The 25,225-nt window shown below is 43.3% G+C and carries 28 protein-coding genes; 22 read left to right on the top strand and 6 right to left on the bottom strand.

Annotated features, from left to right (window positions below; genetic code table 11):
* Positions 1 to 4 precede the first annotated feature (4 nt).
* The 3 genes from recF to dnaA all read right to left on the bottom strand — a co-directional run bounded on the left by recF (position 5) and on the right by dnaA (position 3,661).
* Entirely contained in the window at positions 5 to 1,000 is a 996-nt protein-coding gene (gene recF / locus DACE_RS09110) for a DNA replication/repair protein RecF (RefSeq protein ID WP_006000559.1), read from the bottom strand.
* Positions 1,000 to 2,118, bottom strand: a complete 1,119-nt coding sequence (gene dnaN / locus DACE_RS09105) for a DNA polymerase III subunit beta (RefSeq protein ID WP_006000557.1) — start codon at positions 2,116 to 2,118, stop codon at positions 1,000 to 1,002. The genes recF and dnaN overlap by 1 nt, the downstream gene beginning before the upstream one ends.
* Before the next feature lie 208 nt (positions 2,119 to 2,326).
* Positions 2,327 to 3,661 (bottom strand): chromosomal replication initiator protein DnaA, encoded by a 1,335-nt coding sequence (dnaA, locus tag DACE_RS09100; RefSeq protein WP_006000556.1) that lies wholly within the window; start codon positions 3,659 to 3,661, stop codon positions 2,327 to 2,329.
* 238 nt (positions 3,662 to 3,899) lie between these two features.
* Between dnaA and rpmH the strand changes: the two genes are divergently transcribed.
* The 16 genes from rpmH (at position 3,900) to DACE_RS09035 (ending at position 17,946) form a co-directional block, all read left to right on the top strand.
* Positions 3,900 to 4,049: a 50S ribosomal protein L34 gene (rpmH, locus tag DACE_RS17895; RefSeq protein WP_006000552.1), complete on the top strand. Its 150-nt coding sequence runs from the start codon at positions 3,900 to 3,902 to the stop codon at positions 4,047 to 4,049.
* Positions 4,050 to 4,058: 9 nt separating this feature from the next.
* Positions 4,059 to 4,370, top strand: a complete 312-nt coding sequence (gene rnpA, locus DACE_RS17890) for a ribonuclease P protein component (protein ID WP_006000551.1) — start codon at positions 4,059 to 4,061, stop codon at positions 4,368 to 4,370.
* Entirely contained in the window at positions 4,367 to 4,591 is a 225-nt protein-coding gene (gene yidD, locus DACE_RS17885) for a membrane protein insertion efficiency factor YidD (RefSeq protein WP_006000548.1), read from the top strand. Before rnpA ends, yidD begins: the two co-directional genes overlap by 4 nt.
* A gap of 8 nt (positions 4,592 to 4,599) precedes the next feature.
* A complete protein-coding gene (gene yidC / locus DACE_RS09095) occupies positions 4,600 to 6,183 on the top strand; it encodes a membrane protein insertase YidC (protein WP_006000547.1) in 1,584 nt (527 codons plus the stop codon).
* Between the two features lie 73 nt (positions 6,184 to 6,256).
* Positions 6,257 to 7,633 (top strand): tRNA uridine-5-carboxymethylaminomethyl(34) synthesis GTPase MnmE, encoded by a 1,377-nt coding sequence (gene mnmE / locus DACE_RS09090; RefSeq protein ID WP_006000545.1) that lies wholly within the window; start codon positions 6,257 to 6,259, stop codon positions 7,631 to 7,633.
* A 30-nt stretch (positions 7,634 to 7,663) separates the two neighbouring features.
* Positions 7,664 to 9,532 (top strand): tRNA uridine-5-carboxymethylaminomethyl(34) synthesis enzyme MnmG, encoded by a 1,869-nt coding sequence (gene mnmG, locus DACE_RS09085; RefSeq protein WP_006000543.1) that lies wholly within the window; start codon positions 7,664 to 7,666, stop codon positions 9,530 to 9,532.
* Positions 9,522 to 10,181 (top strand): 16S rRNA (guanine(527)-N(7))-methyltransferase RsmG, encoded by a 660-nt coding sequence (rsmG, locus tag DACE_RS09080; RefSeq protein WP_006000541.1) that lies wholly within the window; start codon positions 9,522 to 9,524, stop codon positions 10,179 to 10,181. Before mnmG ends, rsmG begins: the two co-directional genes overlap by 11 nt.
* 62 nt (positions 10,182 to 10,243) lie before the next feature.
* The gene (locus tag DACE_RS09075) at positions 10,244 to 11,011 is read left to right on the top strand and encodes a ParA family protein (protein WP_006000539.1); all 768 of its coding nucleotides are present in this window, start codon (positions 10,244 to 10,246) and stop codon (positions 11,009 to 11,011) included.
* The gene (locus DACE_RS09070; protein WP_006000537.1) at positions 11,011 to 11,862 is read left to right on the top strand and encodes a ParB/RepB/Spo0J family partition protein; all 852 of its coding nucleotides are present in this window, start codon (positions 11,011 to 11,013) and stop codon (positions 11,860 to 11,862) included. The genes DACE_RS09075 and DACE_RS09070 overlap by 1 nt, the downstream gene beginning before the upstream one ends.
* Before the next feature lie 175 nt (positions 11,863 to 12,037).
* Positions 12,038 to 12,466, top strand: a complete 429-nt coding sequence (locus DACE_RS09065) for an ATP synthase F0 subunit B (RefSeq protein WP_006000535.1) — start codon at positions 12,038 to 12,040, stop codon at positions 12,464 to 12,466.
* Entirely contained in the window at positions 12,466 to 13,077 is a 612-nt protein-coding gene (locus tag DACE_RS09060) for an ATP synthase F0 subunit B (protein WP_006000532.1), read from the top strand. Before DACE_RS09065 ends, DACE_RS09060 begins: the two co-directional genes overlap by 1 nt.
* A complete protein-coding gene (gene atpH / locus DACE_RS09055; protein WP_006000531.1) occupies positions 13,074 to 13,616 on the top strand; it encodes an ATP synthase F1 subunit delta in 543 nt (180 codons plus the stop codon). The genes DACE_RS09060 and atpH overlap by 4 nt, the downstream gene beginning before the upstream one ends.
* Before the next feature lie 9 nt (positions 13,617 to 13,625).
* Positions 13,626 to 15,134, top strand: a complete 1,509-nt coding sequence (gene atpA / locus DACE_RS09050; protein WP_006000529.1) for a F0F1 ATP synthase subunit alpha — start codon at positions 13,626 to 13,628, stop codon at positions 15,132 to 15,134.
* A gap of 23 nt (positions 15,135 to 15,157) precedes the next feature.
* Complete coding sequence (gene atpG, locus DACE_RS09045) at positions 15,158 to 16,030, top strand: ATP synthase F1 subunit gamma (protein ID WP_006000527.1); 873 nt, start codon at positions 15,158 to 15,160, stop codon at positions 16,028 to 16,030.
* 41 nt (positions 16,031 to 16,071) lie between these two features.
* On the top strand, positions 16,072 to 17,478 hold the full coding sequence (gene atpD / locus DACE_RS09040) for a F0F1 ATP synthase subunit beta (protein WP_006000526.1): 1,407 nt from the start codon (positions 16,072 to 16,074) through the stop codon (positions 17,476 to 17,478).
* Between the two features lie 54 nt (positions 17,479 to 17,532).
* Positions 17,533 to 17,946: a F0F1 ATP synthase subunit epsilon gene (locus tag DACE_RS09035; protein WP_006000524.1), complete on the top strand. Its 414-nt coding sequence runs from the start codon at positions 17,533 to 17,535 to the stop codon at positions 17,944 to 17,946.
* 94 nt (positions 17,947 to 18,040) lie between these two features.
* On the opposite strand, the gene DACE_RS09030 is transcribed toward DACE_RS09035, so the two are convergent.
* On the bottom strand, positions 18,041 to 19,051 hold the full coding sequence (locus DACE_RS09030; protein ID WP_006000522.1) for a potassium channel family protein: 1,011 nt from the start codon (positions 19,049 to 19,051) through the stop codon (positions 18,041 to 18,043).
* 212 nt (positions 19,052 to 19,263) lie between these two features.
* On the opposite strand from DACE_RS09030, the gene DACE_RS09025 reads away from it, so the two are divergent.
* On the top strand, positions 19,264 to 19,923 hold the full coding sequence (locus DACE_RS09025; protein WP_006000520.1) for a GntR family transcriptional regulator: 660 nt from the start codon (positions 19,264 to 19,266) through the stop codon (positions 19,921 to 19,923).
* Positions 19,924 to 19,972: 49 nt separating this feature from the next.
* On the opposite strand, the gene DACE_RS09020 is transcribed toward DACE_RS09025, so the two are convergent.
* Positions 19,973 to 20,767 (bottom strand): ABC transporter permease, encoded by a 795-nt coding sequence (locus DACE_RS09020; RefSeq protein ID WP_006000518.1) that lies wholly within the window; start codon positions 20,765 to 20,767, stop codon positions 19,973 to 19,975.
* Positions 20,764 to 21,696 (bottom strand): ABC transporter ATP-binding protein, encoded by a 933-nt coding sequence (locus DACE_RS09015; protein ID WP_040366738.1) that lies wholly within the window; start codon positions 21,694 to 21,696, stop codon positions 20,764 to 20,766. Before DACE_RS09015 ends, DACE_RS09020 begins: the two co-directional genes overlap by 4 nt.
* Positions 21,697 to 21,916: 220 nt before the next feature.
* On the opposite strand from DACE_RS09015, the gene queC reads away from it, so the two are divergent.
* Genes queC through tolR form a run of 5 tightly spaced genes read left to right on the top strand, consistent with a single transcriptional unit; the run spans position 21,917 to position 25,219 of the window.
* Positions 21,917 to 22,600 (top strand): 7-cyano-7-deazaguanine synthase QueC, encoded by a 684-nt coding sequence (gene queC / locus DACE_RS09010; RefSeq protein ID WP_006000514.1) that lies wholly within the window; start codon positions 21,917 to 21,919, stop codon positions 22,598 to 22,600.
* Between the two features lie 16 nt (positions 22,601 to 22,616).
* Positions 22,617 to 23,396, top strand: a complete 780-nt coding sequence (folE2, locus tag DACE_RS09005) for a GTP cyclohydrolase FolE2 (protein ID WP_040366768.1) — start codon at positions 22,617 to 22,619, stop codon at positions 23,394 to 23,396.
* Positions 23,397 to 23,398: 2 nt separating this feature from the next.
* A complete protein-coding gene (locus tag DACE_RS09000; RefSeq protein WP_050769993.1) occupies positions 23,399 to 24,103 on the top strand; it encodes a TIGR04282 family arsenosugar biosynthesis glycosyltransferase in 705 nt (234 codons plus the stop codon).
* Positions 24,104 to 24,128: 25 nt separating this feature from the next.
* The gene (tolQ, locus tag DACE_RS08995) at positions 24,129 to 24,797 is read left to right on the top strand and encodes a protein TolQ (RefSeq protein WP_006000508.1); all 669 of its coding nucleotides are present in this window, start codon (positions 24,129 to 24,131) and stop codon (positions 24,795 to 24,797) included.
* Positions 24,797 to 25,219, top strand: a complete 423-nt coding sequence (tolR, locus tag DACE_RS08990) for a protein TolR (protein ID WP_006000506.1) — start codon at positions 24,797 to 24,799, stop codon at positions 25,217 to 25,219. Before tolQ ends, tolR begins: the two co-directional genes overlap by 1 nt.
* The last annotated feature ends 6 nt before the right edge of the window (positions 25,220 to 25,225 follow it).

The following is a 25,225-nucleotide window of genomic DNA, read 5'->3' as shown; positions in this document are numbered from 1 at the left end:
TAGTTTAATTATAGTTATTAAGATTAATAATATTGAAACCACTTATGTTTAATTTATCAATATTAGTTATAATCACTTGCTTATTTATTTTAGAAAGATAATCTAAAATACTGTTGATAGTGATATTATCTAATTCACTCTCCAAATCATCGATGATTAATGCCTGGTTGTAAGAATAAAATTCCGACAAACTTAAATGTGATAATTTTATTAAGAAAAGAAATAGTTTTTTTTGTCCATTAGAAGAATAACTATTCAAATTAACACCATCAATATATAGACTATAATCCTCTAAATGATGTCCAAATAATGTTCTTCCATTTTCTATTTCTTTATTTTCTATCCCAGGAAAATATTCTTTTTTATCTATTTCTATTGAAAATTCAACTTTTTTACCTAATAAATCGTTTGATACTTTTTTAAATTCCTTTGTAAGATTCTCAACATATATTTTTTTTTTTTCTGAAATTCTATTATTTATATCTTTGAGATATTCAGTCCATATATCTAATTCTAGAACTTTATTTTTCTTACATTGTATATTTCTATTTCTCAAAATTTTAATATATTTTTGGACCAATAATAAATAATCTGAATCCAAATTAAATATTAATTGATCAAAGTATTTTCTTCTTGAAGAGGGCTTACTAAAAAATATAAAAATTTCATCTGATAGAAAAAAAACACATTTTATTGATTTTACGAAAGATAAAACATCTGATTCGAACCCATCAAGGTATATTTTTTTATTCTTTGAAATTGATAATCTTAATTTATTTTTCGTATTTATAAATATTTCTGCATTTTCAGAGTTAAATTTAATCAGATCATTATTTTTTGTTTTCGGAGATAATGTTCTGTAATTACTACATAAATATAATGATTCTACCAGACTAGTTTTACCACTTCCGTTAAGACCATATATGATGTTTTTTTTATTTAAATTTATTTCTAATTCTTTAAAACATCTGAAATTTTGAAGTTTTATTTTTTCTATCATCAGATACGCATAGGCATAATAACAGCTAAATAGTTATTTGTATCCTCAGGCAAAATAAGGCATGGAGACATATTATCTTTGATATAGATTCGAATATCTTTATCTACAACATTAGATATAACATCAATCAGGTACTTTGAATTAAATCCAATTTTAACATTATTGCCTTCATATATTGTTTTAATGGTTTCGCTAGCATCACCATACTCCGGATTGGATGATGTAACATTTATTTCATTTTGTAGAAACTCAATATTTATACCTTTAGATTTCTCATTTGCTAATAATGATATTCGACGTAATGTATGTAATAAAATTTCACCATTAATTTGACAATAATTATCACTCATTTCTGGAATAACCCGTTTGTAATCAGGAAAATCTCCATCAATTAATCTCATTACGAGTGTAGTTTCTTTAATATTTATTACTGCATTATTGTCTAGAATTGATATCTTGATATCTTGATTTTCTTGATCAATTATTTTTCTTAATTCTGCTAAACCTTTTTTAGGAAAAATAACTCCTTTTTGGTCAAGTATCTTTGTATCTGATTCAATTTGCATTAAAGATAATCTATGACCATCAGTAGAAACGAATTTTATATAGTTTTTATTATCAATAGATTCACTATGTAAATATATACCATTTAAATTGAATTTACTTTCATCATTTGATATAGCATAAAAAGTTTTATCTATAATATTTTTTAAAGTTATTCCATCAATACTTAAGTTATTATCTGTTTGTTTATCAGTAATAAGTGGAAATTCTTCCGATGATAACCCTACGATATTGAATTTTGCTTTTCCGTTTATTATTTCTACCCAATTGTTTTCTTTTACTTTAAGTGTTATTTCCGCGTCTGCGAGTTCTTTTACGATTTCATATAGTTTTTTTGCAGATATTGTTATTTTGCCATCACTGATGATTTCTGCCTTTATGTGTGTTTTTATTCCAATTTCTAAATCTGTTGCAGTTAAAATTAGTTGTGAAGTTTCCTTGTCCGTTTCTAAAAGGACGTTAGAAAGAATAGGAAGTGTTTTCTTTTTCTCGACGACGCCTTGAACCAAAGTAAGACCTTTTAACAGATCATTTTTTTTGGTGGTTATTTTCATATCGACACCCTTTGTTTTTATTAGTTTTTAAAGGTTTTATAGCCGTAGATAGTAAGTGCTGTGGATATGTTGAAATATGCTATCTCACTGTTTTACTGTTTTTTTTTCGTTGATCAACCTGTTCATAGAGCTGTTGATGATAATTTTTTTCTGTGGAAAACTCAACGGTGTTTATTTATCCACAGTTTTAATCCACTTTTAAACAGACTTATGAAGGCAGTAGTGTATTTTTTATTGTTTTGATTGTTGATCTCAGATAGCTGTCATTTTCGATGTTTTTTTCTATCTTTTTTATAGCGTGTATAACTGTTGAGTGATCCTTTCCACCAAAATGATCACCGATTTCTGGGTATGAGCATGATGTTAATTGTCGGCATAAATACATTGCTATTTGTCTTGGTATAACTAGGTTTTTAACTCTTTTAGAGGATTTGATTTCTGAAATTTTTATATTGAAATGATTTGATACTTTTTTTTGTATATCTTCAATTGTTAATTCTTTGTTTGATTCTATTATTATATCTTTTAAAATATTTTTTGCCATTTCAATAGATATTGGCGTTGATGTTAAACTTGAATATGCACCAATTCTTACAAGATATCCTTCCAATTCTCGTATATTACTTATCACCGAGTTTGATAAAAATAATGCTACTTCTTGAGGTAAAATAATATTATTTTGTTCAGCTTTTGCTTCGAGAATTGCCTGTTTTGTCTCAATATCTGGTGGTTGTATGTCAGCAATTAATCCCCATTCAAAACGTGATCTTAATCGTTCTTCTAAACCTGGTATTTCTTTAGGAAATTTATCTGAAGTAACAACAATTTGCTTATGTGATTCATAAAGAGAATTAAATGTGTGGAAAAACTCTTCTTGAGTCCTCTCTTTTCCTGCAATAAATTGTACATCATCTATAAGTAGAACATCTATTGATCTAAATTTATTTCTAAATTCATCCATTTTTCCATATCTGATCGAATTTATTAATTCGTTTGTGAATTTTTCAGATGAATAATAACTTACTTTTATTTTTTTGTTATTCTTTATGATCTCATTACCTATTGCATTAATAAGATGAGTTTTACCAAGCCCAACACCACCATATATAAATAATGGGTTATATATAGTTGCTGGATTGTTTGCAACGGCCATAGCTGCTGCTGCAGCAAATTGATTAGATGATCCTGAAATAAATTTTGAAAATGTGTATTCAGGATTTATATTTAAATTTGTATTTTTAAAATTATTGTTTTCTTCTTTTTTTACTTCTTCTTTATCTTTTTTGAATGTTTTTTTTATTGTTTTATCTGTTTTTATATTGATTCCATCAATATCCCTGCTTATTTTCTTAGCTTCTATTAAAATTAAATCTTTATAGTTTTTTTCAATCCAATCTTTTATAAATTTATTTGATACAGAAATATTTATTGTGTTGCCTTCTATCTCATCAAACTTTATTGGTTCAATCCAGGTGGAATAATGTTGTTTGTTTAATTTTTTCTGTAGTATTTTTTTTAGATCTTGCCAAAAATTTTCTGACATTTGTCCTCGCGTTTTCAACAGTTTATAAACATTGTTGAAAAGTAAATAAATGATGTATTTTCAGTATCTTATGTTTTATATAGTGCATTTTTTTATATCTCAAAATATCCTACCGAACTGCCTGTTGTATAGTTTTTTTTTAGAGATAGAGAGTTTAAACAAATATATTGACAAGTGTTGTTTTTCGGGCATATAATCGCCAGTTCTTGTCAATAATAATTTTTGGAGGACTTACATAATGAAAAGAACTTATCAGCCTAGCCGTGTTAGCCGTAAACGTACTCATGGTTTCCGTAAGAGGATGTCTACCAGCAACGGTCGCAATGTGATCAAGCGTCGCCGAAATCGTGGCAGAAAAGTATTGGCTGCGACAATATCTTCTAAGTAGTTCTTTATTTTGTTTATTAAAAACAAGACGGATTATACCCAGTGTTATCAGTCGGGTATTAAAAAGCATACCCGGTATTTCATCTTGTTTTTCATTGCTACAAACAGCCCCGCCAGGTTTGGTTTTACAGTAAGTAAAAAAATAGGCGGGGCTGTTGTTCGAAATCGCATCAAGCGTCTATTGAGAGAGTTTGTCAGAAACAATTATTCTGATGATCTTCTTTATGATGTGGTTATAGTCGCTAAACGCCGGGCCGCATTATTTAATAAAAAAAAATATGCTGAACTCGCTGATGATCTTTTACCTCAGTTAATGCCATGAATACCAATCCTTTGGTAAATATGTCACTTTTCCTTATCAATATTTATCAGCGCATAATTTCCCCCCTAACACCGCCTTCTTGTCGTTTTATTCCCACCTGTTCTGAATACGCAATTTTATCGATAAAAAAATATGGTTTTTTTGTCGGCGTATTTAAATCTGTATTAAGAATTTTGAGATGTAATCCACTTTTTAAAGGTGGGTATGATCCTGTTAAATAGAGGCTTTTATGGAAAACAAAAACACACTGGTCGCTTTGATTTTAATGCTCATTGTCTGGACGGGTTTTACGTTCTTATTTCCTCCTTCTGAAAATCAATCTCCTGATTCTGAGGTTACTGCAAAGGCGGAAGATAAATCTTTGAAGCAGGATATAAGTGTTGATGCTCAGACTGTTGTTGATATTCAAAATAATATTTCAAATGTAAAGACCTCAGACCGTTTTATAACTTTTGAAAATGATGTTTTTGAAGCGACTATTTCTGTTTCTACATCTACTTTAGTTGATTTGAAGCTCAAAGACTATAAGAGGGATATCGATAATGATTCCGATTTAGTATCATTGTTAGATAAAAGTGATGATATAAAATCTCTTGTTTATTATGGAAATAATGATTTTAGTCAGTTATCTAATGCTTTATTCAATACTAAAATAACTGATGATCATGTATTCGTTTCTCAGGATAGTTTGCAGGTTGATTTCTATTCAACTGTTGATAATTTTGAAATAAATAAAAGATACATTTTTTATAAAAATAAATATGATTTTGATATCGTTTATTCTTTGAAAAATATTTCTTCTGATTCACGTAATGGAAATGTTGTTTTATCTTTATCCAATTTTTGGTCAGAAGATATAAAAGGTAATAGACTTGAGTTTGTTGGGCCTGTTTATTTTTCAGATGATGAATTGAATACAATTGATGTCGAAGATATTAATAATGATGTTTATTCAAATATTGCATGGTCTGGTTTTGAAAACAAATACTTTTTCTCTGCACTTATAGGTAATGATAAATTTTCAAACTTATTAGTAAAGCATCAAAATAATTATGTTCAAACAAATCTTATTTCGACCGATCTTACTATCTCAAACGGTCAGCAGTTAGATTTTAAAACAAAAGTTTTTTATGGCCCCAAAGATGTTCAAATACTTAAAGGAGTTGATGACAATTTAGTCCGTGTTGTAGATTATGGTTTTTTCAAAATTTTAGCTAAGCCTTTACACACGGTTCTCAATTTCTTTTATGGATACATTGGTAATTATGGGTTTTCAATTATTTTACTGACTGTCATCATAAAAATGCTCTTTTGGCCATTAACTCAAAAGAGTTATGTCTCAATGAAGGCGATGCAGAAAATCCAGCCTGAGATGAAAAAGCTTAGAGAAAAATATGGTAATGACCGTGAGTCTCTCAATCGTAAGATGATGGAGCTGTATCGAGAGCATCGTGTAAATCCACTCGGAGGGTGTCTGCCGATGCTGGTGCAGATTCCGGTCTTTTTTGCGTTATATAAGGTTTTGCTTGGAACAATAGAGTTGCGTCATGCACCATTTATTTTTTGGATCACTGATTTGTCTGTAAAAGACCCTTATTACATCACACCATTGGTAATGGGCCTAACGATGTTTATTCAGCAAAAATTGACTCCAAATACAATGGATCCTATGCAGGCAAAAATGATGTTGGCGATGCCTGTCGTTTTCACATTTCTATTTCTAAACTTTCCTGCAGGGCTTGTTGTTTATTGGTTGGTGAATAACCTTTTGACTATTTTCCAGCAATATTTAATTTATAAAAAACCTGCTTGATTTTTCTTTTCAATATATTATCTAAAAGACCGATTTGTTTTTTTTCAAATCGGTCTTTTAGTTGGAGAATGGTATGTTGTTCTCAGAAGATGATACAATTATTGCTCCGTTAACAGCGCCAGGTCATGGTGCTGTTACTATTTTACGACTTTCTGGTTCTAAATCTTTAGACCTTGTTTTAACTCATTTTTTCAATAAATCTTTTAATAGGTTTAGGTCCTTACTTTCACATTATTTTTATTATGGTTTTATTTGTGATGAGGGTGTGTCTATCGATGAGGTTATGGTTGTTTACATGGCATCACCTAAATCTTATACGCGTGAAGATGTTGTTGAAATTCATTGTCATTCCAGTGTTGCAGTTGTTCGAAATATTATTGATATTTTTGTCCGATCTGGAGTCCGGATAGCTGAGCCGGGTGAATTTACTTATAGGGCTTTTAAAAATGGTCGTATTGATCTTTCTCATGCTGAAGCTATAGCGGATCTAATTGCAGCTAAATCAACTATGGCCAGCCAGTTAGCATTAAGACAGATGAAGGGTGCTCTGTCTGGACGTGTTTATGAGTTTAAAGATACAATATTGTCTATGTTGGCTTTGATTGAAGCTTATATCGATTTTCCTGAAGAAGATATCGATAAACATCACGCTTTATCCATTCAAAGAGATTGTGAACTTCTTTTATCAAAAGTTGAAGAAACCCTTTCAGGTTATGACGAAGGGAAAATACTCAGAGAGGGTTTTTCTCTGTTAATTCTTGGAAAACCGAATGTTGGGAAAAGTTCCCTTTTAAATTTACTTGTTGGTGAGGATAGAGCTATTGTTACCAATATCCCAGGCACAACAAGAGATATTATTCAGGAAACTATTACTCTTCATGGTTATCCTATTACAGTTATTGATACTGCCGGAATTCGTGATTCTGATGACCCAATTGAACAGGATGGAGTATCGAGAGCGAAAAATCAGATAGGGTCTGCAGATGTTATTTTATATATGGTTGATGGTTCGCAACCGTTTGATATTTCAATAGTGCAAGATATTAAGCTCTTGCCAGCTGACCGTTTCATTTTTGTTGTTAATAAGTGCGATAAACCAGACTTTGATTTCCAAGAATCACAGATTTCTAATTTTATAAATTTTTCTATCTCTGTTAAAGAGAATACGGGTGTCGAGCAATTGATAAACGGTATTCTTGATAAGCTCAATCTCAATAGTCGTCACCACGATGAATCTGTTGTATTGTCAGATCGGCGTCATAAAGATATTCTTGTTCGTTGTCATGCTTTTCTGAAAGATTTTATAGAGGCCTTTGAGTCTGGCCATTCTGATGAGTTTTTGGCTTTGCATTTACGTGAAGCGTTACAAGCGTTGGGTGAAATAACTGGTGAAACAACTCCAGATGATATTTTGAACGATATTTTTGGCCGGTTTTGTATCGGTAAATAAAATGTTTCACGTGAAACAGTGGTGAATAAAATGATTGTCTACGATAAAAAATACGAAGTGGTCGTTGTTGGTGCTGGACATGCTGGATGTGAAGCGGCTTTAGCTGCTGCTCGTATGGGCCATGAAACGCTGTTGTTGAATATGAACCTAGACGCCGTTGCTCAGATGTCATGTAATCCAGCAATTGGTGGGTTGGCAAAAGGGCATCTTGTGAGAGAAATTGATGCTCTCGGCGGTCAGATGGCAAAGAATATCGATAAAACTGGCATTCAGTTTCGAGTTTTAAATACAAAAAAGGGACCGGCTGTTCAAGCTTCACGAGCTCAGGCGGACAGATTTTTGTATTCACAGTCAATGAAATTGGTGGTTGAAAATCAAGAAAAACTTGATTTGAAGCAAGGCACTGTGAGTCATCTTGTTGTTGAAGAAAATCGAATTGTTGCGGTTGAAATTAAAGAGGGGTGGCGTTTTAATTGTCAGTGTGTTGTTTTGACGACTGGGACATTTATGCGGGGGTTGATTCATGTCGGTATGAATCATTATCCTGGTGGTCGTTCAGGTGAACCGCCATCGTTAGGGTTGTCAGACCAATTGAAAAAATTGGGTTTTGATGTCGGTCGATTAAAAACAGGTACGCCTCCCAGGCTATATCGAGGCAGTATTGATTTTTCCAAAACTGAAGAGCAACCTGGGGACGATACATTTAGACCCTTCTCTTATGTGAGTGAACAGGTAAACCAGCAACAGGTGTCGTGTTATATTACGGCAACCAATGAACAAACCCATGAGATTATTCGATCAGGGCTGGACCGTTCTCCTTTATACAGCGGAGTTATTGAGGGGGTAGGACCACGCTATTGTCCTTCGATTGAGGATAAGGTTGTTCGTTTTCCTGAAAAAACAACCCATCAAGTTTTTCTTGAGCCAGAAGGATTGAATTCATCAGAAATATATCCAAATGGATTGCCAACATCGTTACCTGCAGATGTGCAGTTGAAATTTTTGAGAACGATACCTGGTCTTGAAAATGTCGAAATAATGCGCGTGGGTTACGCTATAGAGTACGACTATGTAGATCCTATTCAACTGAAACCCAGTTTAGAAACAAAGTTGATAGACGGACTTTTTCATGCCGGGCAGGTTAATGGCACTTCGGGCTATGAGGAAGCAGCTGCCCAGGGGTTGATGGCAGGTATTAATGCAGTCAGGAAAATTGAAGGGAAACCACCAGTAATTTTACGACGTGATCAGGCTTATATTGGTGTTCTTATCGATGATCTTATTAATCTCGGATCGAAAGAACCGTATCGTATGTTTACATCGCGAGCTGAATACCGATTGTTGCTGCGTGAAGATAACGCGGATGAACGGTTGACTGAATTGGGTTATCAGGTCGGTCTGGTTGATGAACAAAGGTGGAAACACTATTCAACTAAGAAAAAACATATTGATGAGGCGTTAAAGCTACTTGTTGATGAACGGATTACAGCGAAAGACAAAGATAAAATAGCTGCTTTGAATGTTGAAAAAATAAGTAATGGTCAATCGGCGAAGGACCTGCTCAAGCGTCCAAATATCACAATTGCGCAACTCAAAGGTGTCGTTGATGGTCTAGATGCCTATTCAGATGAGGTATTGCTTCAGGTTGAAATTGCCGTCAAATATGACGGATATATTAAACGTCAAAATGATCAGGTTGAAAAATTTAAGAAAAACGAATTGGTAAAAATACCTGAGACGTTTGATTATACAAAAGTTCAAAGCCTGTCTGCTGAAGTGATTGAAAAATTGTGTAAAATCCGTCCTGAAAATCTTGGTCAGGCTTCGCGTATTCCTGGAGTGACTCCTGCTGCGATAACAATCCTCTCCGTTTTACTTCGAGGTAGAAATGATCATTGAAGAGGTTAATCGCTGTTTGCCCCCCATGCTACAGTTATCCTCTGAACAATATGAACTGATAGATCAATATCTTGATGAGTTGTTGGTGTGGAATCGTAAAATAAATTTGACAGCAATTCGCCAGAAAAATATATGTTGGCAAAAACATATTATTGATTCTCTGATGCTGGGTGAGTTTATTGACCCTGACTCCTGTTTGCTTGATATCGGCTCGGGGGCAGGGTTGCCGTCAATTCCACTGAAGATATTTTATCCACAGTTGTCGGTAACCTCAGTTGATACGGTTAGTAAAAAAATTCAATTTCAAAAACATTGCGTTAGAAAGTTGCACTTGACACACTATCAAGCACTGTCTACTCGAATTGAACATCTTAATGGTCAGTCTCAGCAACGCTACCCATACATTACATCACGAGCCTTTAGTTCTTTGGCTCAGTTCTGCCAACTCAGCCATCATTATTTAGCTGATAATGGCGTTTTGATTGCAATGAAGGGTGCTGATTATAAAAGAGAAATTGAAGAGGCAACGGATATCTTGTCAGAGCTGGACCTCGAAATAGTTACGATTCATGAGCGAATCCTTCAACCCTTAGATGAAAAAAGGGCTTTTATTGTCCTGAATAAAGGTAAACAGGTCGCTGTATGCTAATTGCAGTTTAAGCACAGTCATGAGTGTGATATTATGCACTATTCTCGGATATAGGAGTTGATATGGCCGAAATTATTGCCATTGCGAATCAGAAAGGTGGCGTTGGTAAAACGACAACCGCTGTTAACCTTTCTGCATCATTGGCTGTTGCTGAGAAAAAAACCTTACTTGTCGATATGGATCCTCAGGGCAATGCCTGTAGTGGTGTTGGTGTCGTGACAGAGGAACTTGAAGTCACAGTCTATGATACGCTGCATGACCCGCTGCTTGTAAAAGAGGGGATTGTTAAAACGCAATTGGATTTTCTTAATGTTTTGCCCTCGACAACCGATTTGATTGGTGCCGAGCTCGAACTGGTTGCCGCAGATCGTCGTGAATATCGTCTGAGTAACGTGATCAATCAAGTTGCTGCGGATTATGATTATATTATTATCGATTGTCCTCCATCGTTGGGATTGTTGACCATCAATTCATTGACTGCCGCTGGTTCGGTTATCGTTCCTCTTCAGTGCGAGTATTATGCTATGGAGGGCTTGAGCCAGTTGATGAAAACCATTGGCCTAGTGCAGCAAGGTCTGAATACTAGATTGTCTTTGCGTGGCATCGTCCTGACTATGTTTGACCGTCGGAACAATTTGTCACATCAGGTGAGTGAGGAAGTGCGGGAGCATTTTCAGGAAAAAGTTTTTAAATCGGTGATACCGAGAAATGTCCGGTTGTCGGAAGCTCCCAGTCATGGTGCACCAGTGCTCCTTTATGATGTCTCATCGCGTGGTGCTACAGCCTATTTGGATTTAGCCCAGGAAGTGATTAAAACAAGGGAATCATGATGGCAAAACGACCTGCTTTAGGTAAAGGGATGGGGGCTCTGCTCAGCGCAGCGACACCGGCGTCCAACGGTAAATATTTTCTCTGTGGCATTGAGGATCTTAAACCGCATCACAGCCAGCCGAGAAAAACCTTCAATGATGAAAAGATGGAGGAGCTTGTTGCCTCCATAAAAGAGAAGGGGGTTATTCAGCCTCTGGTTGTGCGACGTGTCGATGATTTTTATCAGATCATCGCCGGTGAGAGGCGCTGGCGTGCGGCCCAGAAAGCGGGATTAACAGAAGTTCCGGTCACGATTCAGGATGTTTCCGAAGATTGGGCTCTGGAAATCGCTCTGATTGAGAATATCCAGCGTGAAGATCTTAACGCCATTGAGGAAGCTGAAGCGTATAAACACCTGATTGAAAATTTTGATCTGGCTCAGGATGATGTTGCAAAACGTGTTGGGAAAAGTCGTTCCGCAGTTACCAATTCCCTGCGTTTATTGCGTTTACCGGAAGCCATTAGACAGGATGTGTTGGAACAGAAATTGAGTATGGGACATGCCCGTTGTCTTCTGTCGTTGGAGAGTGATGAGGACATGGTTGAGGCCCGAGATCAGGTCGTGAAAAAGGGTCTGTCAGTGCGGGCAACGGAATCACTGGTGAAAAAAATAAAGACTGTGATAGCACCCAGTGAAAAAGAGAAACAGGTTAAAATTGACCCGGAATTAAATCATTTAGAAGATATCCTGAAGAAGAACCTTGGAACCCAGGTGAAGATTAAAACCAAAGGGAAAGGTGGCAGGATCGAAATCAGTTTTTATGATAATACTGAACTTCAACGGATATTGGACTATATGAATGTTGTATAAATAGTCAACACTACGGGTTTTTGAAGACCGTAATGAGGACAAAACCCTTGACATTTCTCATGTCTCTGTGATAGGAATGCCCTGCTCTGCCCAGCAGGGCTTTCTGTTATCTGTCTAGTGATCTTCTAGTCATTCACAATCGAGTTGAATTCAAAAGGAAGAAAGAGGTTACGCGGTGATAAGCATTGATTGGACCATCCTGGTGCAGTTTGTCAATTTCCTGATCCTTATGGCGGTACTTAACATCCTGTTATATCGTCCTTTGCGTAATATTATGACGCAACGTCAGGAAGCCATTGACGGCGGTCACCAAAAGGCGAGCGAACTGGAAGCTTCTATCAATGAAAAGATGGAAAGCTACGAGAGTAAGCTCCAGCAAGCGAAACTGGAAGGCAGCCAGGAAGCAGCGTCGCTTCGTGCTGAAGCAGTTAAAGAGGAGTCCGCCATACTTGGTGAGGCACGTGGTGAGGCAGACAAAAGTTTAGCCGAAATGAAAAACAAAGTCGCCGGAGAAGCGGAAGAGGCACGCAAGACTTTGGGAGAAGAAACTAAGAATCTGGCGAATGCCATCGCTTCAAAGGTTCTGGGAAGGGACGTGAAATAATGTTTGTTGATAAGTTTCTGACAAAACGGACCCTAACTGTAGCCGCAGGGGCAGCACTGGTTATTGCCGGCGCTGGAATCGCATTTGCTTCAGGTGAAGGACATGAGGCTGCACATCATGTTGACAGTGGTGTGCTTCTCAAGGATTTCCTGTACCGTGTCTTCAACTTTAGCGTCACTGTCGGCATCCTGGTCTACTTTGTGGCCAAGCCGTTGAAGAATGCCCTGGCTGGCCGACGTGAAGGTATAGAACAGGCGTTGAAAGCCTCACAAGAAGCGGCTGAATCAGCTGAGTCGAAATATGCGGAATACGATAGCAAGCTGACTCAGGCGGAATCAGAAATTGCCGACATTCAGCTGGCGATTAAAGAAGAGGCGGAAAGCGAAAAACAACGGATCATTTCCGAAGCCAAAGAGATGGCGGAAAAGATCAAGGCTGAAGCGCAAAAATCAGCTGACAATGAAGTCGCAAAGGCACGTCTGACTCTGCAGCAGGAAGCTGTAACCATGGCTGTTGGTATCGCCGAAGATATTCTTAAAAAGGCAGTCAATAAAGAGGATCAGGCCCGTTTAGTTGAAGAATATAAAACGAAAGTAGGAGAACTGCATTGAGTAGCAGCGCGATTTCAAAACGGTACGCAACAGCTCTGGTAGAGTTGGCGACCGAACAAAAACTGGTCGAGCAGTATGGTGCAGAACTGGGAGAAGTCAGCGCTGTTCTTGCTCGTGAGGATGCTCTTCGTTTGTTGATGGAAAGCCCCACACTGGATGTTGATAAGAAAACGGCCATCATGGCTGATATTGTCAACAAAATGGAGCTTTCGGAAGGGATCAAAAAATTTGTTGGATTGCTGACGGTCAAGGATCGTATCCAGTATGTCGGCCAGATCCACACAGATTATACCGCATATGCCGATGAGATTTCTGGAGTTCTGCGTGCCAGCGTGACCTCAGCAACCAAGCTGACCAAGGCACAGGCCGATAATATTCAGAAAGGTCTCGAAGCTCAGAGCGGTAAAAAGATCGATCTCCAGACCAAGGTGGATTCAACCTTGCTTGGTGGACTCAAGGCCGAGGTTGGAGGCAAAGTTTTTGACGGAAGCATTAAGACCCAATTACAGCGGATTGAAGATACCTTAAAGAAGGGGTAGGAAGTACTCATGGAAATCAAAGCAGAAGAAATCAGTGCGATCATTAAAAAGCAAATTGAAAACTTTGGTCGCGAAGTAGAGGTTAGTGAGACTGGCAGCATTATCTCCGTCGGTGACGGTATTGCACGTATTCATGGTCTGGATAAAGCCATGTCCGGTGAGCTTCTTGAGTTCCCTGGCGGCACCATGGGTATGATATTGAACCTTGAGGAAGATAACGTTGGTGCTGCGATTCTGGGCGACTCTGAGCATATCAAAGAGGGTGACACGGTTAAGCGTACTGAGCAGATCGTACGTGTCCCTGTTGGCGAGTCTCTGATTGGCCGTGTCGTTAACGGTATCGGTATTGCCATCGACGGTCAAGGCGAGATCAAATCCGACAACTATGGCCAAGTGGAAGTAAAAGCTCCGGGTATTGTTGCTCGTAAATCAGTGCACGAGCCGATGCAGACCGGTCTCAAAGCGATCGACTCCATGGTTCCCATCGGTCGTGGCCAGCGCGAGCTGATCATCGGTGACCGCCAAACCGGTAAAACAGCTGTTGCGGTTGATACCATCATCAACCAAAAAGGCCAGGACGTTGTCTGTATCTACGTCGCAATCGGTCAGAAACGTTCCACGGTTGCCCAGGTTGTTGACAAACTGAAGCAGCACGGTGCCATGGATTATACCATCGTCGTTGCGGCAACGGCATCTGACCCGGCACCCCTGCAGTTTATTGCACCGTACACCGGTGTTACCATGGGTGAGTACTTCCGTGACAACGGTAAGCACGCTCTGATTATTTATGATGATCTGTCCAAGCAAGCCGTTGCTTATCGTCAGCTCTCCCTGCTGCTGCGTCGTCCGCCGGGACGTGAGGCATTCCCCGGTGACGTTTTCTACCTGCACAGCCGGTTGCTCGAGCGTGCGGCAAAAGTCAATGATGACCTCGGTGCTGGTTCTCTGACTGCGCTGCCGATCATCGAAACACAAGCTGGTGACGTTTCCGCGTACATCCCGACCAACGTCATTTCGATTACTGACGGTCAGATCTTCCTCGAAACCGACCTGTTCTACTCCGGTGTTCGCCCGGCGATCAACGTTGGTCTGTCGGTATCCCGTGTTGGTGGTAGCGCCCAGGTTAAAGCGATGAAACAAGTTGCCGGTACCCTGCGTCTGGCACTGGCTCAGTATCGTGAGATGGCCGCGTTTGCTCAGTTCGGTTCCGACCTTGATGCTGCTACCCAGAAGCAGCTGCAACGTGGTGAGCGCTTGGTAGAAATCCTCAAGCAGGGCCAGTATCAGCCTCTGCCGGTTGCTAAGCAGGTTGTTGCGATCTACGCGGCTAACAACGGTTACGTTGATGATTACCCGGCAACGGCTGTCGGCCGTTACGAGTCGGAGCTGCTGGCGTTCATTGACAGTAAGCACGCTGATCTCATCAATGACCTGACCAATAAAAAAGCTATTGATGCGGATCTTGAAGGTCGCCTCAAAGCAGCTCTCGAAGAGTTCAAAGGTCAGTTCGTAGCCTAGACTATCAACCTGAGGATTAAAAAATGGCGAGTCTGAAGGACATAAAAAAACGGATTGGATCCGTAAAAAATACACAGCAGATCACCAAAGCCATGAAAATGGTTTCTGCTGCCAAGCTTCGCCGCGCTCAGGATGCCGTTGTGGCTGCCCGTCCTTACGCTGATAAAATGCAGGATGTTTTGTCCAGCATGGCTCAGCGTAATGCGGAGGCTTCCCACCCATTGCTCGAAGAACGTGAAAAAAAGCGTGCTTTGATTGTGATCATGACCGCCGACCGCGGTCTGTGTGGTGGATTCAACAGCAGCATTGTCAAGGCCGCAGAAGCGTTTATACGGAACCAGGCTGAAGGATATGAAGAATACACGTTACGAATTATCGGTCGTAAAGGGAACGAAGGTCTTAAGCGTCGTCCCGGCCTCGTAATCGATAAAGTGTATGAGAATCTGACCGGTAACATCACTTACGCCACGGCTTCATTGATCGGCAGCGAAATCGTTGACGACTACCTTGAGGACAAGTATGACGGCGTATTCATGATGTACAACCGATTCATCAGTGCAATTAGCCAGGAAGTAACCACAACACAGTTGTTGCCCATTGTTCCGGAAATTTCCGAGGATGAAGAGCCGAGCTATGTTGCCGATTACATCTATGAGCCGAGCAGTGTAGAGGTGCTCAGCTCCATTCTGCCCAAGCATATTGAAGTACAACTGTTCCGGGCCATGCTCGAATCAGTTGCTTCAGAGCATGGGGCACGTATGAGCAGCATGGACAGCGCAAGCAAGAATGCGTCCGAAATGATCAACAAACTGACATTGCAGTACAACCGTGCACGTCAGGCTGCCATTACGACAGAACTGATGGAAATTATTTCTGGTGCTGAATCAATTAAGTAACGTGTCTCTCCACGATGTGGGGAATTAAAGGAGTTTTTCTCATGGATAAAGGTAAGATTGTACAGGTCATCGGTCCTGTCGTAGACGTTCAGTTTGAAGCGGGTAAGCTTCCTGAAATTTATCACGCCCTGAAAATTACCAACCCGGCGCTGGGTGAGGGTGAGTTGAATCTGGTTGTTGAGGTTGCTCAGCACCTGGGCGAAAACACCGTACGTGCTATCGCCATGGACTCAACCGAAGGTCTGGTTCGCGGTCAGGAAGTTCTGGCGACAGGTGATCAGATCGTTATGCCGGTTGGTCGTAAGACCCTCGGTCGCATCCTGAATGTTGTTGGTGAGCCGGTTGACGAAGCAGGCCCTGTTGAAGCCGACCTGCAGTGGGGCATCCACCGCCCGGCACCTGAGTTTGTTAACCAATCCACCAAAGTTGAGTCATTCGAAACCGGCATCAAGGTTATTGACCTGCTGGCACCTTATGCACGTGGTGGTAAAATCGGTCTGTTCGGCGGTGCGGGTGTTGGTAAAACCGTACTGATCATGGAGCTGATCAATAATATTGCCCAGCAACACGGTGGTTTCTCTGTATTCGCCGGTGTTGGTGAGCGGACCCGTGAAGGTAATGACCTTTGGGAAGAGATGAAAGAGTCCGGCGTTCTCGATAAAGCCGCTCTGGTTTACGGTCAGATGAATGAGCCTCCCGGAGCGCGTGCCCGTGTTGCTCTGTCGGCTCTGACGGTTGCTGAGTACTTCCGTGATGAGGAAGGTCAGGACGTTCTGCTGTTTGTTGATAATATTTTCCGCTTTACCCAGGCAGGCTCCGAGGTATCCGCACTTCTCGGCCGTATTCCTTCAGCGGTAGGTTACCAACCGACTCTGAGTACGGAAATGGGTGAGCTGCAAGAGCGTATCACCACCACCGATAAAGGTTCCATCACCTCGGTACAGGCCATCTACGTTCCTGCGGATGACTTGACTGACCCGGCTCCCGCAACGGCGTTTGCTCACTTGGACGCCACCACGGTTCTTTCTCGTCAGATTGCCGAGCTCGGCATCTACCCTGCGGTTGACCCGCTGGACTCCTCCAGCCGTATTCTCGATCCTCAGGTTGTTGGTGAAGAACACTACAAGCTGGCTCGTGATGTGCAGTTTGTTCTGCAACGCTACAAAGACCTTCAGGACATCATTGCTATCCTCGGTATGGACGAGCTGTCTGAAGATGATAAGCAGGTTGTTGCCCGTGCCCGTAAGATTCAGCGCTTCCTGTCTCAGCCGTTCCACGTTGCTGAGGTCTTCACCGGTTCCCCCGGTAAATACGTTGAGCTGAAAGACACCATTAAAGGCTTCCAGGAAATCCTTGACGGCAAGCATGATGATGTTCCTGAGCAGGCTTTCTACCTCGTTGGTACCATCGAAGAGGTTTTGGAAAAAGCCAAATCAATGGCAGCTTAATCATTTGAGTTTGAGGGCGGCCCAGGCCGCCCGCAACGATAAAGGAAGTTGCACATGGCAGATATATTAAAACTGGAGATGGTCACTCCTTACAAGCGGGTTCTCTCCGAGGAAGTCGACGAGATTATTGCTCCCGGCGCCCTTGGTGAGCTGGGCATTCTGCCTGGCCATACCCCGTTGCTGACCACCCTGAAGGTTGGGGAACTGACCTATCGTAAGGGCGGTGCAGCGTTTCACGTGGCAGTCAACTGGGGCTACGTGGAAGTTGAGGAGGGTAAGGTAACAATTTTAGCTGAAACTGCCGAGCCGGCTGATGAGATTGATCTGGCTCGTGCTAAAGCTGCTTTGGGTCGTGCAGAAGATGCACTGAAAAAGCTTGATCCCGAAGATAAACAATTCCGGATTATGGAAGCCGCGCTTGAGCGCGCTATGATCCGTATCCAGGTTGCGGCGCGCAAAGCACGTTAACCGGATCAATCATGTAACATTAAAAAGGCAGCCTTTAAGGCTGCCTTTTTTTGTTGGTAAGCCACGGCTGGAAAAAATCGGGTTAATATGATGATTAAACCGCGCTTCCTGAAGCGCGGCGTTCAAGATGCTGAATCGAGACCGGTTCACCAAGTGTGATGAGAATATCACCTTCTTCCATCAGAGCATCGGACGGTGGATTGAACAGCATCTGCTCATGGTGACGCTTTTTAATGGCGACGATAATAATGCCAAGCTGCTTGCGGATATCTGAGCTCATCAAGGTACGATTAACCAGATCGGATCCGGTATTAATGCGGATCTCTTCGATCTGTAACTCAAGGTTTTGATGCGCGGTCGCTATCTCAATAAAATCCATCACAGAGGGACGTAAAACAGCTTGAGCCATGCGGTTGGCACCAATGGTATAGGGTGATATCACTTTGCTCGCTCCGGCGCGTAGCAGCTTTTTCTCGGTTGATTTCTCTCCGGAACGGGCCAGGATGAAAAGGTCGGGATTCAGGCCGCGAGCGGTGAGGGTGATATAGACATTGGCCGTATCGGATGTTACCGCGGTGATCAACCCTTTTGCACGGGTAATCCCGGCATTGATCAAGACCTCGTCATCAGTGGCATCACCGTTGACGTGCAGCGTTCCCTCCTCATTCATCTTGCCGCATAACTCGTTATCGCTTTCAACAACGACAAACGCAACCGGTTTGGCGGCAAGTTCACGGCAGATAAAATTCCCGATGCGTCCATAGCCGCAAACAATGTAGTGATTTTCCAGCTTGGAAATCTGTTGTAGCAATTTTTTCCTCCCCAAGATCTGGCGCAACTGACCTTCAACCATCAGCTGAATAACGCTGGCCGCGGCATAGGCGACAAGGCCTGTACCACAGATAATAATGAAAATAGTAAAAAGTTGCCCCTGATTACTGAGTTCGTGAACCTCACGAAACCCAACAGTCGCGACTGTGATGACCGTCATATAAAACGAATCTATCAGTGACCAGCCTTGAATATGGCGATAGCCGATAGTGCCAATGATGAGAATGGTCACCAGCGCGGTCAGGGAAACAATAACGTTACGAATTGAATTCATAGCCACTCCATCTTGGCCAAGAATACCTTTGGCTTAGCGGAAACACAAGACACTGGGAAATAAAAATAATGAGAGATAACTAGTGCTTGTGCTGTATACAGTATACATATATACTGTCATCCGCTAGTAGTCTAGAAAGCTGGATAAGTGAACTGTATCAAGGGACAAAGGCGTCATTGTCAGTTCGCTGTGGATGTGTAGATGAGGACACAATGAAGAAAAAACCCATAGAAAGACACCAGACTCTGCGTGAAAAGATTCTGGAAAATATTCGCGATGCCATTTTGAAAGGAAGCCTCAAAGCCGGTGAGCGCGTTTCTGAGCCGGACCTTGCAGAACGTTACGGAATCAGTCGTACACCAATTCGCGAAGCGTTTCGTCAACTGGAATCTGAGGGCTATTTAACCGTAGTTCCGCGTAAGGGTGCTGTTGTCACTGCCCTGACCGAGCGCGATGTCGAGGAGTTTTACTCCATCAAGAGTATTCTCGAAGGGTATGCAGCGCGGCTGGCAGCGGAAAAACTTACCGATAAGGATATCGACCGGCTGAAAACGATTAATACCCGGTTGGCGAAACTGGCCAGCGCCGGAGATGTGAAAACATTTTTTCGTGTGCACAATGAGTTTCACGAGCAGTTTATCCGGGCGTCCGGTAATGAAAAGCTTCTGGAGCTGATTCAGCAGTTGTTGAAAAAATTTGACAGATTGCGGATCGCCTCCCTGTCTTTGCCGGGCCGGATGGAAATTTCGGTCCAGGAGCACGAAAAAATTATTGATGCCTTCGAAAGCCACGACGGCGATACTGCCGACCGTCTGGTGCGAAAAAATGCCGCTTATGGCGGACAGGTGTTGTTGCAGAGCATGACCGAATAAAATCTGCCGACAAAATGCTGATAAAAACCCACCGTATGGTGGGTTTTTTTTATGTACGAAAACGGGAGCTGCGTTGAATCAGCATCACCGAAGCAACAAACAGGATAAGACTGAGCAGGGTGGTGAAAAGGAACGATCCCATCAGTGGCAAGTCACCGACGCCGAGCAGGGAATGACGAAAACCGTCGAGAATATAAAATAACGGATTAATGTGGGATACCTGGCGCCAGAAAGGCGGCAGAATAGAGATCGGATAAAACACACCACCGAGAAAGATCAACGGTAAGAGCAGAAAATTGATGTACATGGCGAGGCCGTCAAAGCTGTCTGAAAACAGGCCGGCAATGATGCCGAGCTGCGCAAACAGAAAACTGCACAACACGATCATGGCCAGGGCATGAAATGGATGCGCCCAGGGCAGTTTGGCAAAAAAAGTTGAGATAACGCATACCACGGAGCCGACAACCAGGCCGCGGACCATGGCGGCAAGGGTATAAACAGCAACGATCTGTAGCGACGAAAGGGGCATCACCAGCAGATCGACAATATGGCCGAGATGGCGCGACATGAACAGGGATGACGAACTGTTGGCAAAGGTGTTGTTGATAACACCCATCAGAATCAGACCCGGAATGACGAATTGTGCATAACTGAAGCCGTCAATAACAGAGATGCGATTACCCAAGGTGGCGCCGAAAACAAACAGATAAAGTGACGCAATGATCACTGGTGTGATCAGTGTCTGGGTATAAACTCGACAAAAACGGTGAATCTCTTTTTTTAGCAAAGAGACAAAAGGCAGCCACGAACAGTAGCCCTGATCATCACGGTGCAACGGGGTCATGAGAGCACCTCGCCAGAGTTGTCGCCTCGGGTCAGATGAAGAAAGACCTCTTCAAGGTTGGGGGAGGTGGTCTCAAGATCAAGAACCGGCAGGGCATGAGTATGGCACTGTTGAAGAAAGGCGCATACGGTCTCATCGGCTGTAAGCGCTACGGTGATCTGGCGTCCATCGGGTGACAGGGTGGCAGAACGCACGCTCAGCCAGTGCGGCACTGTGTTCAGCGGTTGATCGAGGATCAACGTGATCTGTCGGGTATCAAGATGGTTGAGAAGGGCCTGAGTGGTGTCGAGGGCGATCAGTTGTCCGGAGTTCATAATGGCGATACGCCGGCACATCTGCTCAGCCTCTTCGAGGTAATGGGTGGTCAGCAGGATGGTTGTATCATGCTGATTGATCTCACGGATAAACGACCAGATGGTATGGCGCAGTTCAATGTCAACACCGGCGGTCGGTTCGTCGAGGATCAATAAGCGCGGTTTATGAATCAACGCTTTGGCCAACATGAAACGACGCTTCATACCACCGGAAAGATAGTTCATCGGCTTGTGGAGATGTTCAGAGAGATCAAGACGTTCAATGAGAAGCTGTCGCCAGTCCGGATCGGATTTAACACCGAAAAAACCGGGATGCATTTTCAGGGCTTTGTCAATGGTGAAAAAAGCATCGGTCACTACCTCCTGATGCATAACGCCCGTCAGGCGACGAGCATGCTGGCAGTGTTTCTGGCTGTCATGACCAAAAACGGATACAGTTCCCGAATCAATACGTGAAACACCACAGATCATGTTGATGGTGGTACTTTTGCCGGCACCATTTGGACCGAGTAAGCCAAAAATCTCACCACGTTCAACCGACAACGACAGATCTTTAACCGCGGCATGGCTGCCGAACGATTTATTCAAATGTTCAATGTTCAGGGCAAAAGACATGACAGGGACTATACCGCCACCGTTCATGCCGAGGCAAGATGAAATCAGGGTGTTAAACCTTTGCCGGTTGTGGGTCCGCACACCCTGGAACTGTGAGTGAACACACAGATCGCCAAGAACGGGTGCAGCAGCTTTTCTTTTATGTCCGGTTTGTGTATGGTGTCGATGAAATGCAGAAAAAGACTTACGGTCTTATAAGCCTTTATCCGGGAAGCAGATCATGTCAAAAAAAGCCATTGTACTCTATAGCGGCGGGCTGGATTCAACCACATGCCTGGCCTGGGCCAAAGCCCAGGGGATGACACCATACGCCCTGAGTTTTCGCTATGGTCAACGCCACAGCATTGAATTGGAAAAAGCCGAATCCTTTGCCCCGCAGATGGGTGCCGAGCAGCATCTCATCGTGGACATTGATCTGCGTAAGATCGGCGGCAGCGCTTTAACCGCAGACATCGAGGTTCCCAAGGATCGGCAGATTGATGAAGCGATCCCGGTGACCTATGTTCCGGCACGCAACACGATTTTTCTCTCGTACGGGTTGGCATGGGCGGAAGCGCTTGGAGCGTTTGATATCGTTATCGGCGTGAATGCCCTGGATTATTCCGGTTATCCCGACTGTCGTCCCGAATTCATCGAGGCGTATCAGAACATGGCCAATCTGGCGACCAAAGCTGCCGTCGAAGGTTCGGGACAGTACCAGATTCATACGCCGCTGCTCCATCTGAGCAAAGCCGATATTATTCGCATGGGAACCGACCTTGGTGTTGATTATGCTCTGACCCATTCCTGCTATGATCCTGCACCGGATGGACGCGCCTGCGGTCGCTGCGATTCCTGCGTACTGCGACTCAATGGTTTTGCCCAGGCCGGTCAGACCGATCCGGTCCCTTACGTAGAGAAATGAGATGACACCTTCCTCCATGCCTGACCTGCAGAAATCGCAGGATACCCGCAATATTGCCATCGATAAGGTGGGAATCAAGGATGTGCGCTACCCCATTGTTGTTGAGGATAAGAATACCAGCCGACAACAGACCGTAGCTAGCATCAATATGTATGTGGAATTGCCCCATCAGTTCAAGGGCACACACATGAGCCGCTTTCTGGAGATTCTCAACCAGTATCGCGGTGAACAGGTGACCCTCAATGACATGGAAGGGTTGCTACAGGCGATGAAGGAACGGCTGGAGTCGGACTGCGCCCACATTGAACTGACCTTTCCCTACTTTATCGAAAAGCAGGCACCGGTATCCCAAGCCAAGGGGTTGATGGAATATGAGTGTCGCTTTATCGGCACCCTGCGTGAAAAAAAGGACTTTGTGCTGGAGGTGCGAGTGCCTGTGACCTCTCTGTGTCCGTGTTCACGCGATATCAGTCGTTATGGTGCCCACAATCAACGCAGTAGCGTCACGGTGGCCATCCGCAGTAAAAAAATGATCTGGATCGAAGATCTGATCAATTGGGTGGAGAGCTGTGGCAGCGCTCCGGTGTACTCGTTGCTCAAACGGGAAGATGAAAAAGCCGTGACGGAGCAGGCTTACGAAAATCCCATGTTTGTCGAAGATATCGTCCGGGCGGTGACGGAAAAACTAAAAAGTGTCTCTTCCATCGAGTGGTTCTGCGTGGAATGTGAGAACTATGAATCGATTCACAACCACTCCGCCTATGCCACACTGGAATATCCACGCCGGAGTGACTAGCTGTGGATAACTCTGAAGATTCCACCAAGTTATCCACAGGTGCGACTGTGCGTAACGCATCCGTTTTACTGATCTTTGCCAAGCAGCCGTTAGCCGGTCAAGTGAAAACACGCCTGACGCCCGACCTGACACCATGCCAGGCGGCAACCCTCTATGCGTTCAGTCTGCGTCAAACGATCGCTGCACTGAGCCGTGATGATGACTACGATGTGGTGATCTGTTACAGCGGCGAGCGCAGCTATTTTGCCGAGCGATATCCACAGTGTCAGCTGGTCTGTCAGGGACAGGGGGATCTTGGGCAACGGCTGAAACGGATGTTTCATCACGCCATCCAATGTGGTTGGCAGCGGGTGTGTGTGGTGGGAACGGACAGCCCGGATCTGCCGCGTGAACGGGTCCTCCAGGCGTTTAAAGCGCTTGAGGACAATGACTTTGTTGTCGTTCCTGCCGAGGATGGCGGTTATGTGTTGGCCGGGGCGAGCGATTATTATCCGACTGTTTTCGAGCAGATAGACTGGAGCAGCGAACGGGTGCTTGAACAGACCCGCACACGGCTGGTATCGTGTCAGCTTCGCTATCATCTGCTGCCGCCTTGGGAAGATATTGACGATGTTGGCAGCCTGCGGCGCTATGCGCAACGTCATGCCGATAACGGCTGCTCCCGCTATGCACTGCGCTGTTTGCAGGGAAACCGTAACTTAAAATGAGTGAAAAAACCGATAGGAGACTCACGTGCTCGATTTGATCTGGAATGCCGGTCCGGTGGTAAAATTGGTGTTGCTGGTTCTGGTCTATTTTTCCGTGGTGTCGTGGACCATCATCTTCTATAAATTCCGCACGATTCAGCGCGCTACCCGTGAATCAAGCCAATTTATCGATTTCTTCTGGAACAAAAAACGTCTTGATGCCGTCGCCCAGGAGATTAAGCAATACAGCCATTCACCGCTGAGCTCCCTGTTCCGCGAAGGGTATCAGGAACTGCTCAAAGTACAACGGATTGAGAAGGGTGATGACAGTCGCGGCTTTGCCGATATGGGCGGCGAGAACATCGCCCGAGCTTTGCGGCGCGCCAGTACCCAGGAAACCCACCGGCTGGAAAAATACCTGACCTTTTTGGCCACAACCGGTTCGACCGCACCGTTTATCGGACTGTTCGGAACCGTGTGGGGAATCATGGATTCATTTCACGGCATCGGTCAGACCGGCAGTGCCTCGCTGGCGGTTGTTGCTCCGGGTATCTCTGAAGCTCTGGTCGCTACGGCTATCGGCCTGATGGCGGCGATTCCGGCCGTGGTCGGCTACAACCATTTTCTCAACAAGGTCAATGTCTTGATCGGAGAGATGGACAATTTCAGCCAGGAATTTCTCAACATCATTGAGCATATGACGCGGAGGTCCTGATGGAAATCAGCCCTCGTCCTCAGCGACGCAGCTCACTGTCGCAAATCAATGTCACCCCGTTTGTCGATGTCATGCTGGTGCTGCTGATTATCTTTATGGTCACGGCGCCGATGATGGAAAAAGGGGTCGATGTCAACCTTCCCGAAGTCAGCCAGGCGCCCAACCTTGAAGCGGCAAAACAGTCGCTGATTGTCAGCATTGACAGCCGTGGGCGGATCTTTATCGGCAAACAGGCTGTGGACAGCCCAGATAAGCTGGTGGCGGTTCTGCAACAGGTGTTGGCCAGCCGTGACAGCAAGGAGGTTTACCTCGAAGCGGACAAAGTTGTCCCCTACGAACGTGTGGTACGCGTGCTGGCGGCGATTCGCCGTGCTGGTGTCACCCGCCTCGGTATGGTCGCTCTGGAACCGGAAACCAACTAGGTCAAA

The organism is Desulfuromonas acetoxidans DSM 684, assembly GCF_000167355.1.
In the GTDB taxonomy this organism is placed as follows: Bacteria; Desulfobacterota; Desulfuromonadia; order Desulfuromonadales; family Desulfuromonadaceae; genus Desulfuromonas; species Desulfuromonas acetoxidans.
The sequence above is the reverse complement of the archived record's forward strand: the minus strand, read 5'-3'. Positions and strand labels throughout refer to the sequence as shown.

Excerpts from the sequence above, each read along its gene's own strand:
- recF (WP_006000559.1), bottom strand. The coding sequence starts at position 1,000 with ATGATAGAAAAAATAAAACTTCAAAATTTCAGATGTTTTAAAGAATTA.
- dnaN (WP_006000557.1), bottom strand. The coding sequence starts at position 2,118 with ATGAAAATAACCACCAAAAAAAATGATCTGTTAAAAGGTCTTACTTTG.
- dnaA (WP_006000556.1), bottom strand. The coding sequence starts at position 3,661 with ATGTCAGAAAATTTTTGGCAAGATCTAAAAAAAATACTACAGAAAAAA.
- rpmH (WP_006000552.1), top strand. The coding sequence starts at position 3,900 with ATGAAAAGAACTTATCAGCCTAGCCGTGTTAGCCGTAAACGTACTCAT.
- yidD (WP_006000548.1), top strand. The coding sequence starts at position 4,367 with ATGAATACCAATCCTTTGGTAAATATGTCACTTTTCCTTATCAATATT.
- yidC (WP_006000547.1), top strand. The coding sequence starts at position 4,600 with ATGGAAAACAAAAACACACTGGTCGCTTTGATTTTAATGCTCATTGTC.
- mnmE (WP_006000545.1), top strand. The coding sequence starts at position 6,257 with ATGTTGTTCTCAGAAGATGATACAATTATTGCTCCGTTAACAGCGCCA.
- mnmG (WP_006000543.1), top strand. The coding sequence starts at position 7,664 with ATGATTGTCTACGATAAAAAATACGAAGTGGTCGTTGTTGGTGCTGGA.
- rsmG (WP_006000541.1), top strand. The coding sequence starts at position 9,522 with ATGATCATTGAAGAGGTTAATCGCTGTTTGCCCCCCATGCTACAGTTA.
- DACE_RS09075 (WP_006000539.1), top strand. The coding sequence starts at position 10,244 with ATGGCCGAAATTATTGCCATTGCGAATCAGAAAGGTGGCGTTGGTAAA.
- DACE_RS09070 (WP_006000537.1), top strand. The coding sequence starts at position 11,011 with ATGGCAAAACGACCTGCTTTAGGTAAAGGGATGGGGGCTCTGCTCAGC.
- DACE_RS09060 (WP_006000532.1), top strand. The coding sequence starts at position 12,466 with ATGTTTGTTGATAAGTTTCTGACAAAACGGACCCTAACTGTAGCCGCA.
- atpA (WP_006000529.1), top strand. The coding sequence starts at position 13,626 with ATGGAAATCAAAGCAGAAGAAATCAGTGCGATCATTAAAAAGCAAATT.
- atpG (WP_006000527.1), top strand. The coding sequence starts at position 15,158 with ATGGCGAGTCTGAAGGACATAAAAAAACGGATTGGATCCGTAAAAAAT.
- atpD (WP_006000526.1), top strand. The coding sequence starts at position 16,072 with ATGGATAAAGGTAAGATTGTACAGGTCATCGGTCCTGTCGTAGACGTT.
- DACE_RS09035 (WP_006000524.1), top strand. The coding sequence starts at position 17,533 with ATGGCAGATATATTAAAACTGGAGATGGTCACTCCTTACAAGCGGGTT.
- DACE_RS09030 (WP_006000522.1), bottom strand. The coding sequence starts at position 19,051 with ATGAATTCAATTCGTAACGTTATTGTTTCCCTGACCGCGCTGGTGACC.
- DACE_RS09025 (WP_006000520.1), top strand. The coding sequence starts at position 19,264 with ATGAAGAAAAAACCCATAGAAAGACACCAGACTCTGCGTGAAAAGATT.
- DACE_RS09020 (WP_006000518.1), bottom strand. The coding sequence starts at position 20,767 with ATGACCCCGTTGCACCGTGATGATCAGGGCTACTGTTCGTGGCTGCCT.
- DACE_RS09015 (WP_040366738.1), bottom strand. The coding sequence starts at position 21,696 with ATGTCTTTTGCCCTGAACATTGAACATTTGAATAAATCGTTCGGCAGC.
- queC (WP_006000514.1), top strand. The coding sequence starts at position 21,917 with ATGTCAAAAAAAGCCATTGTACTCTATAGCGGCGGGCTGGATTCAACC.
- folE2 (WP_040366768.1), top strand. The coding sequence starts at position 22,617 with ATGCCTGACCTGCAGAAATCGCAGGATACCCGCAATATTGCCATCGAT.
- tolR (WP_006000506.1), top strand. The coding sequence starts at position 24,797 with ATGGAAATCAGCCCTCGTCCTCAGCGACGCAGCTCACTGTCGCAAATC.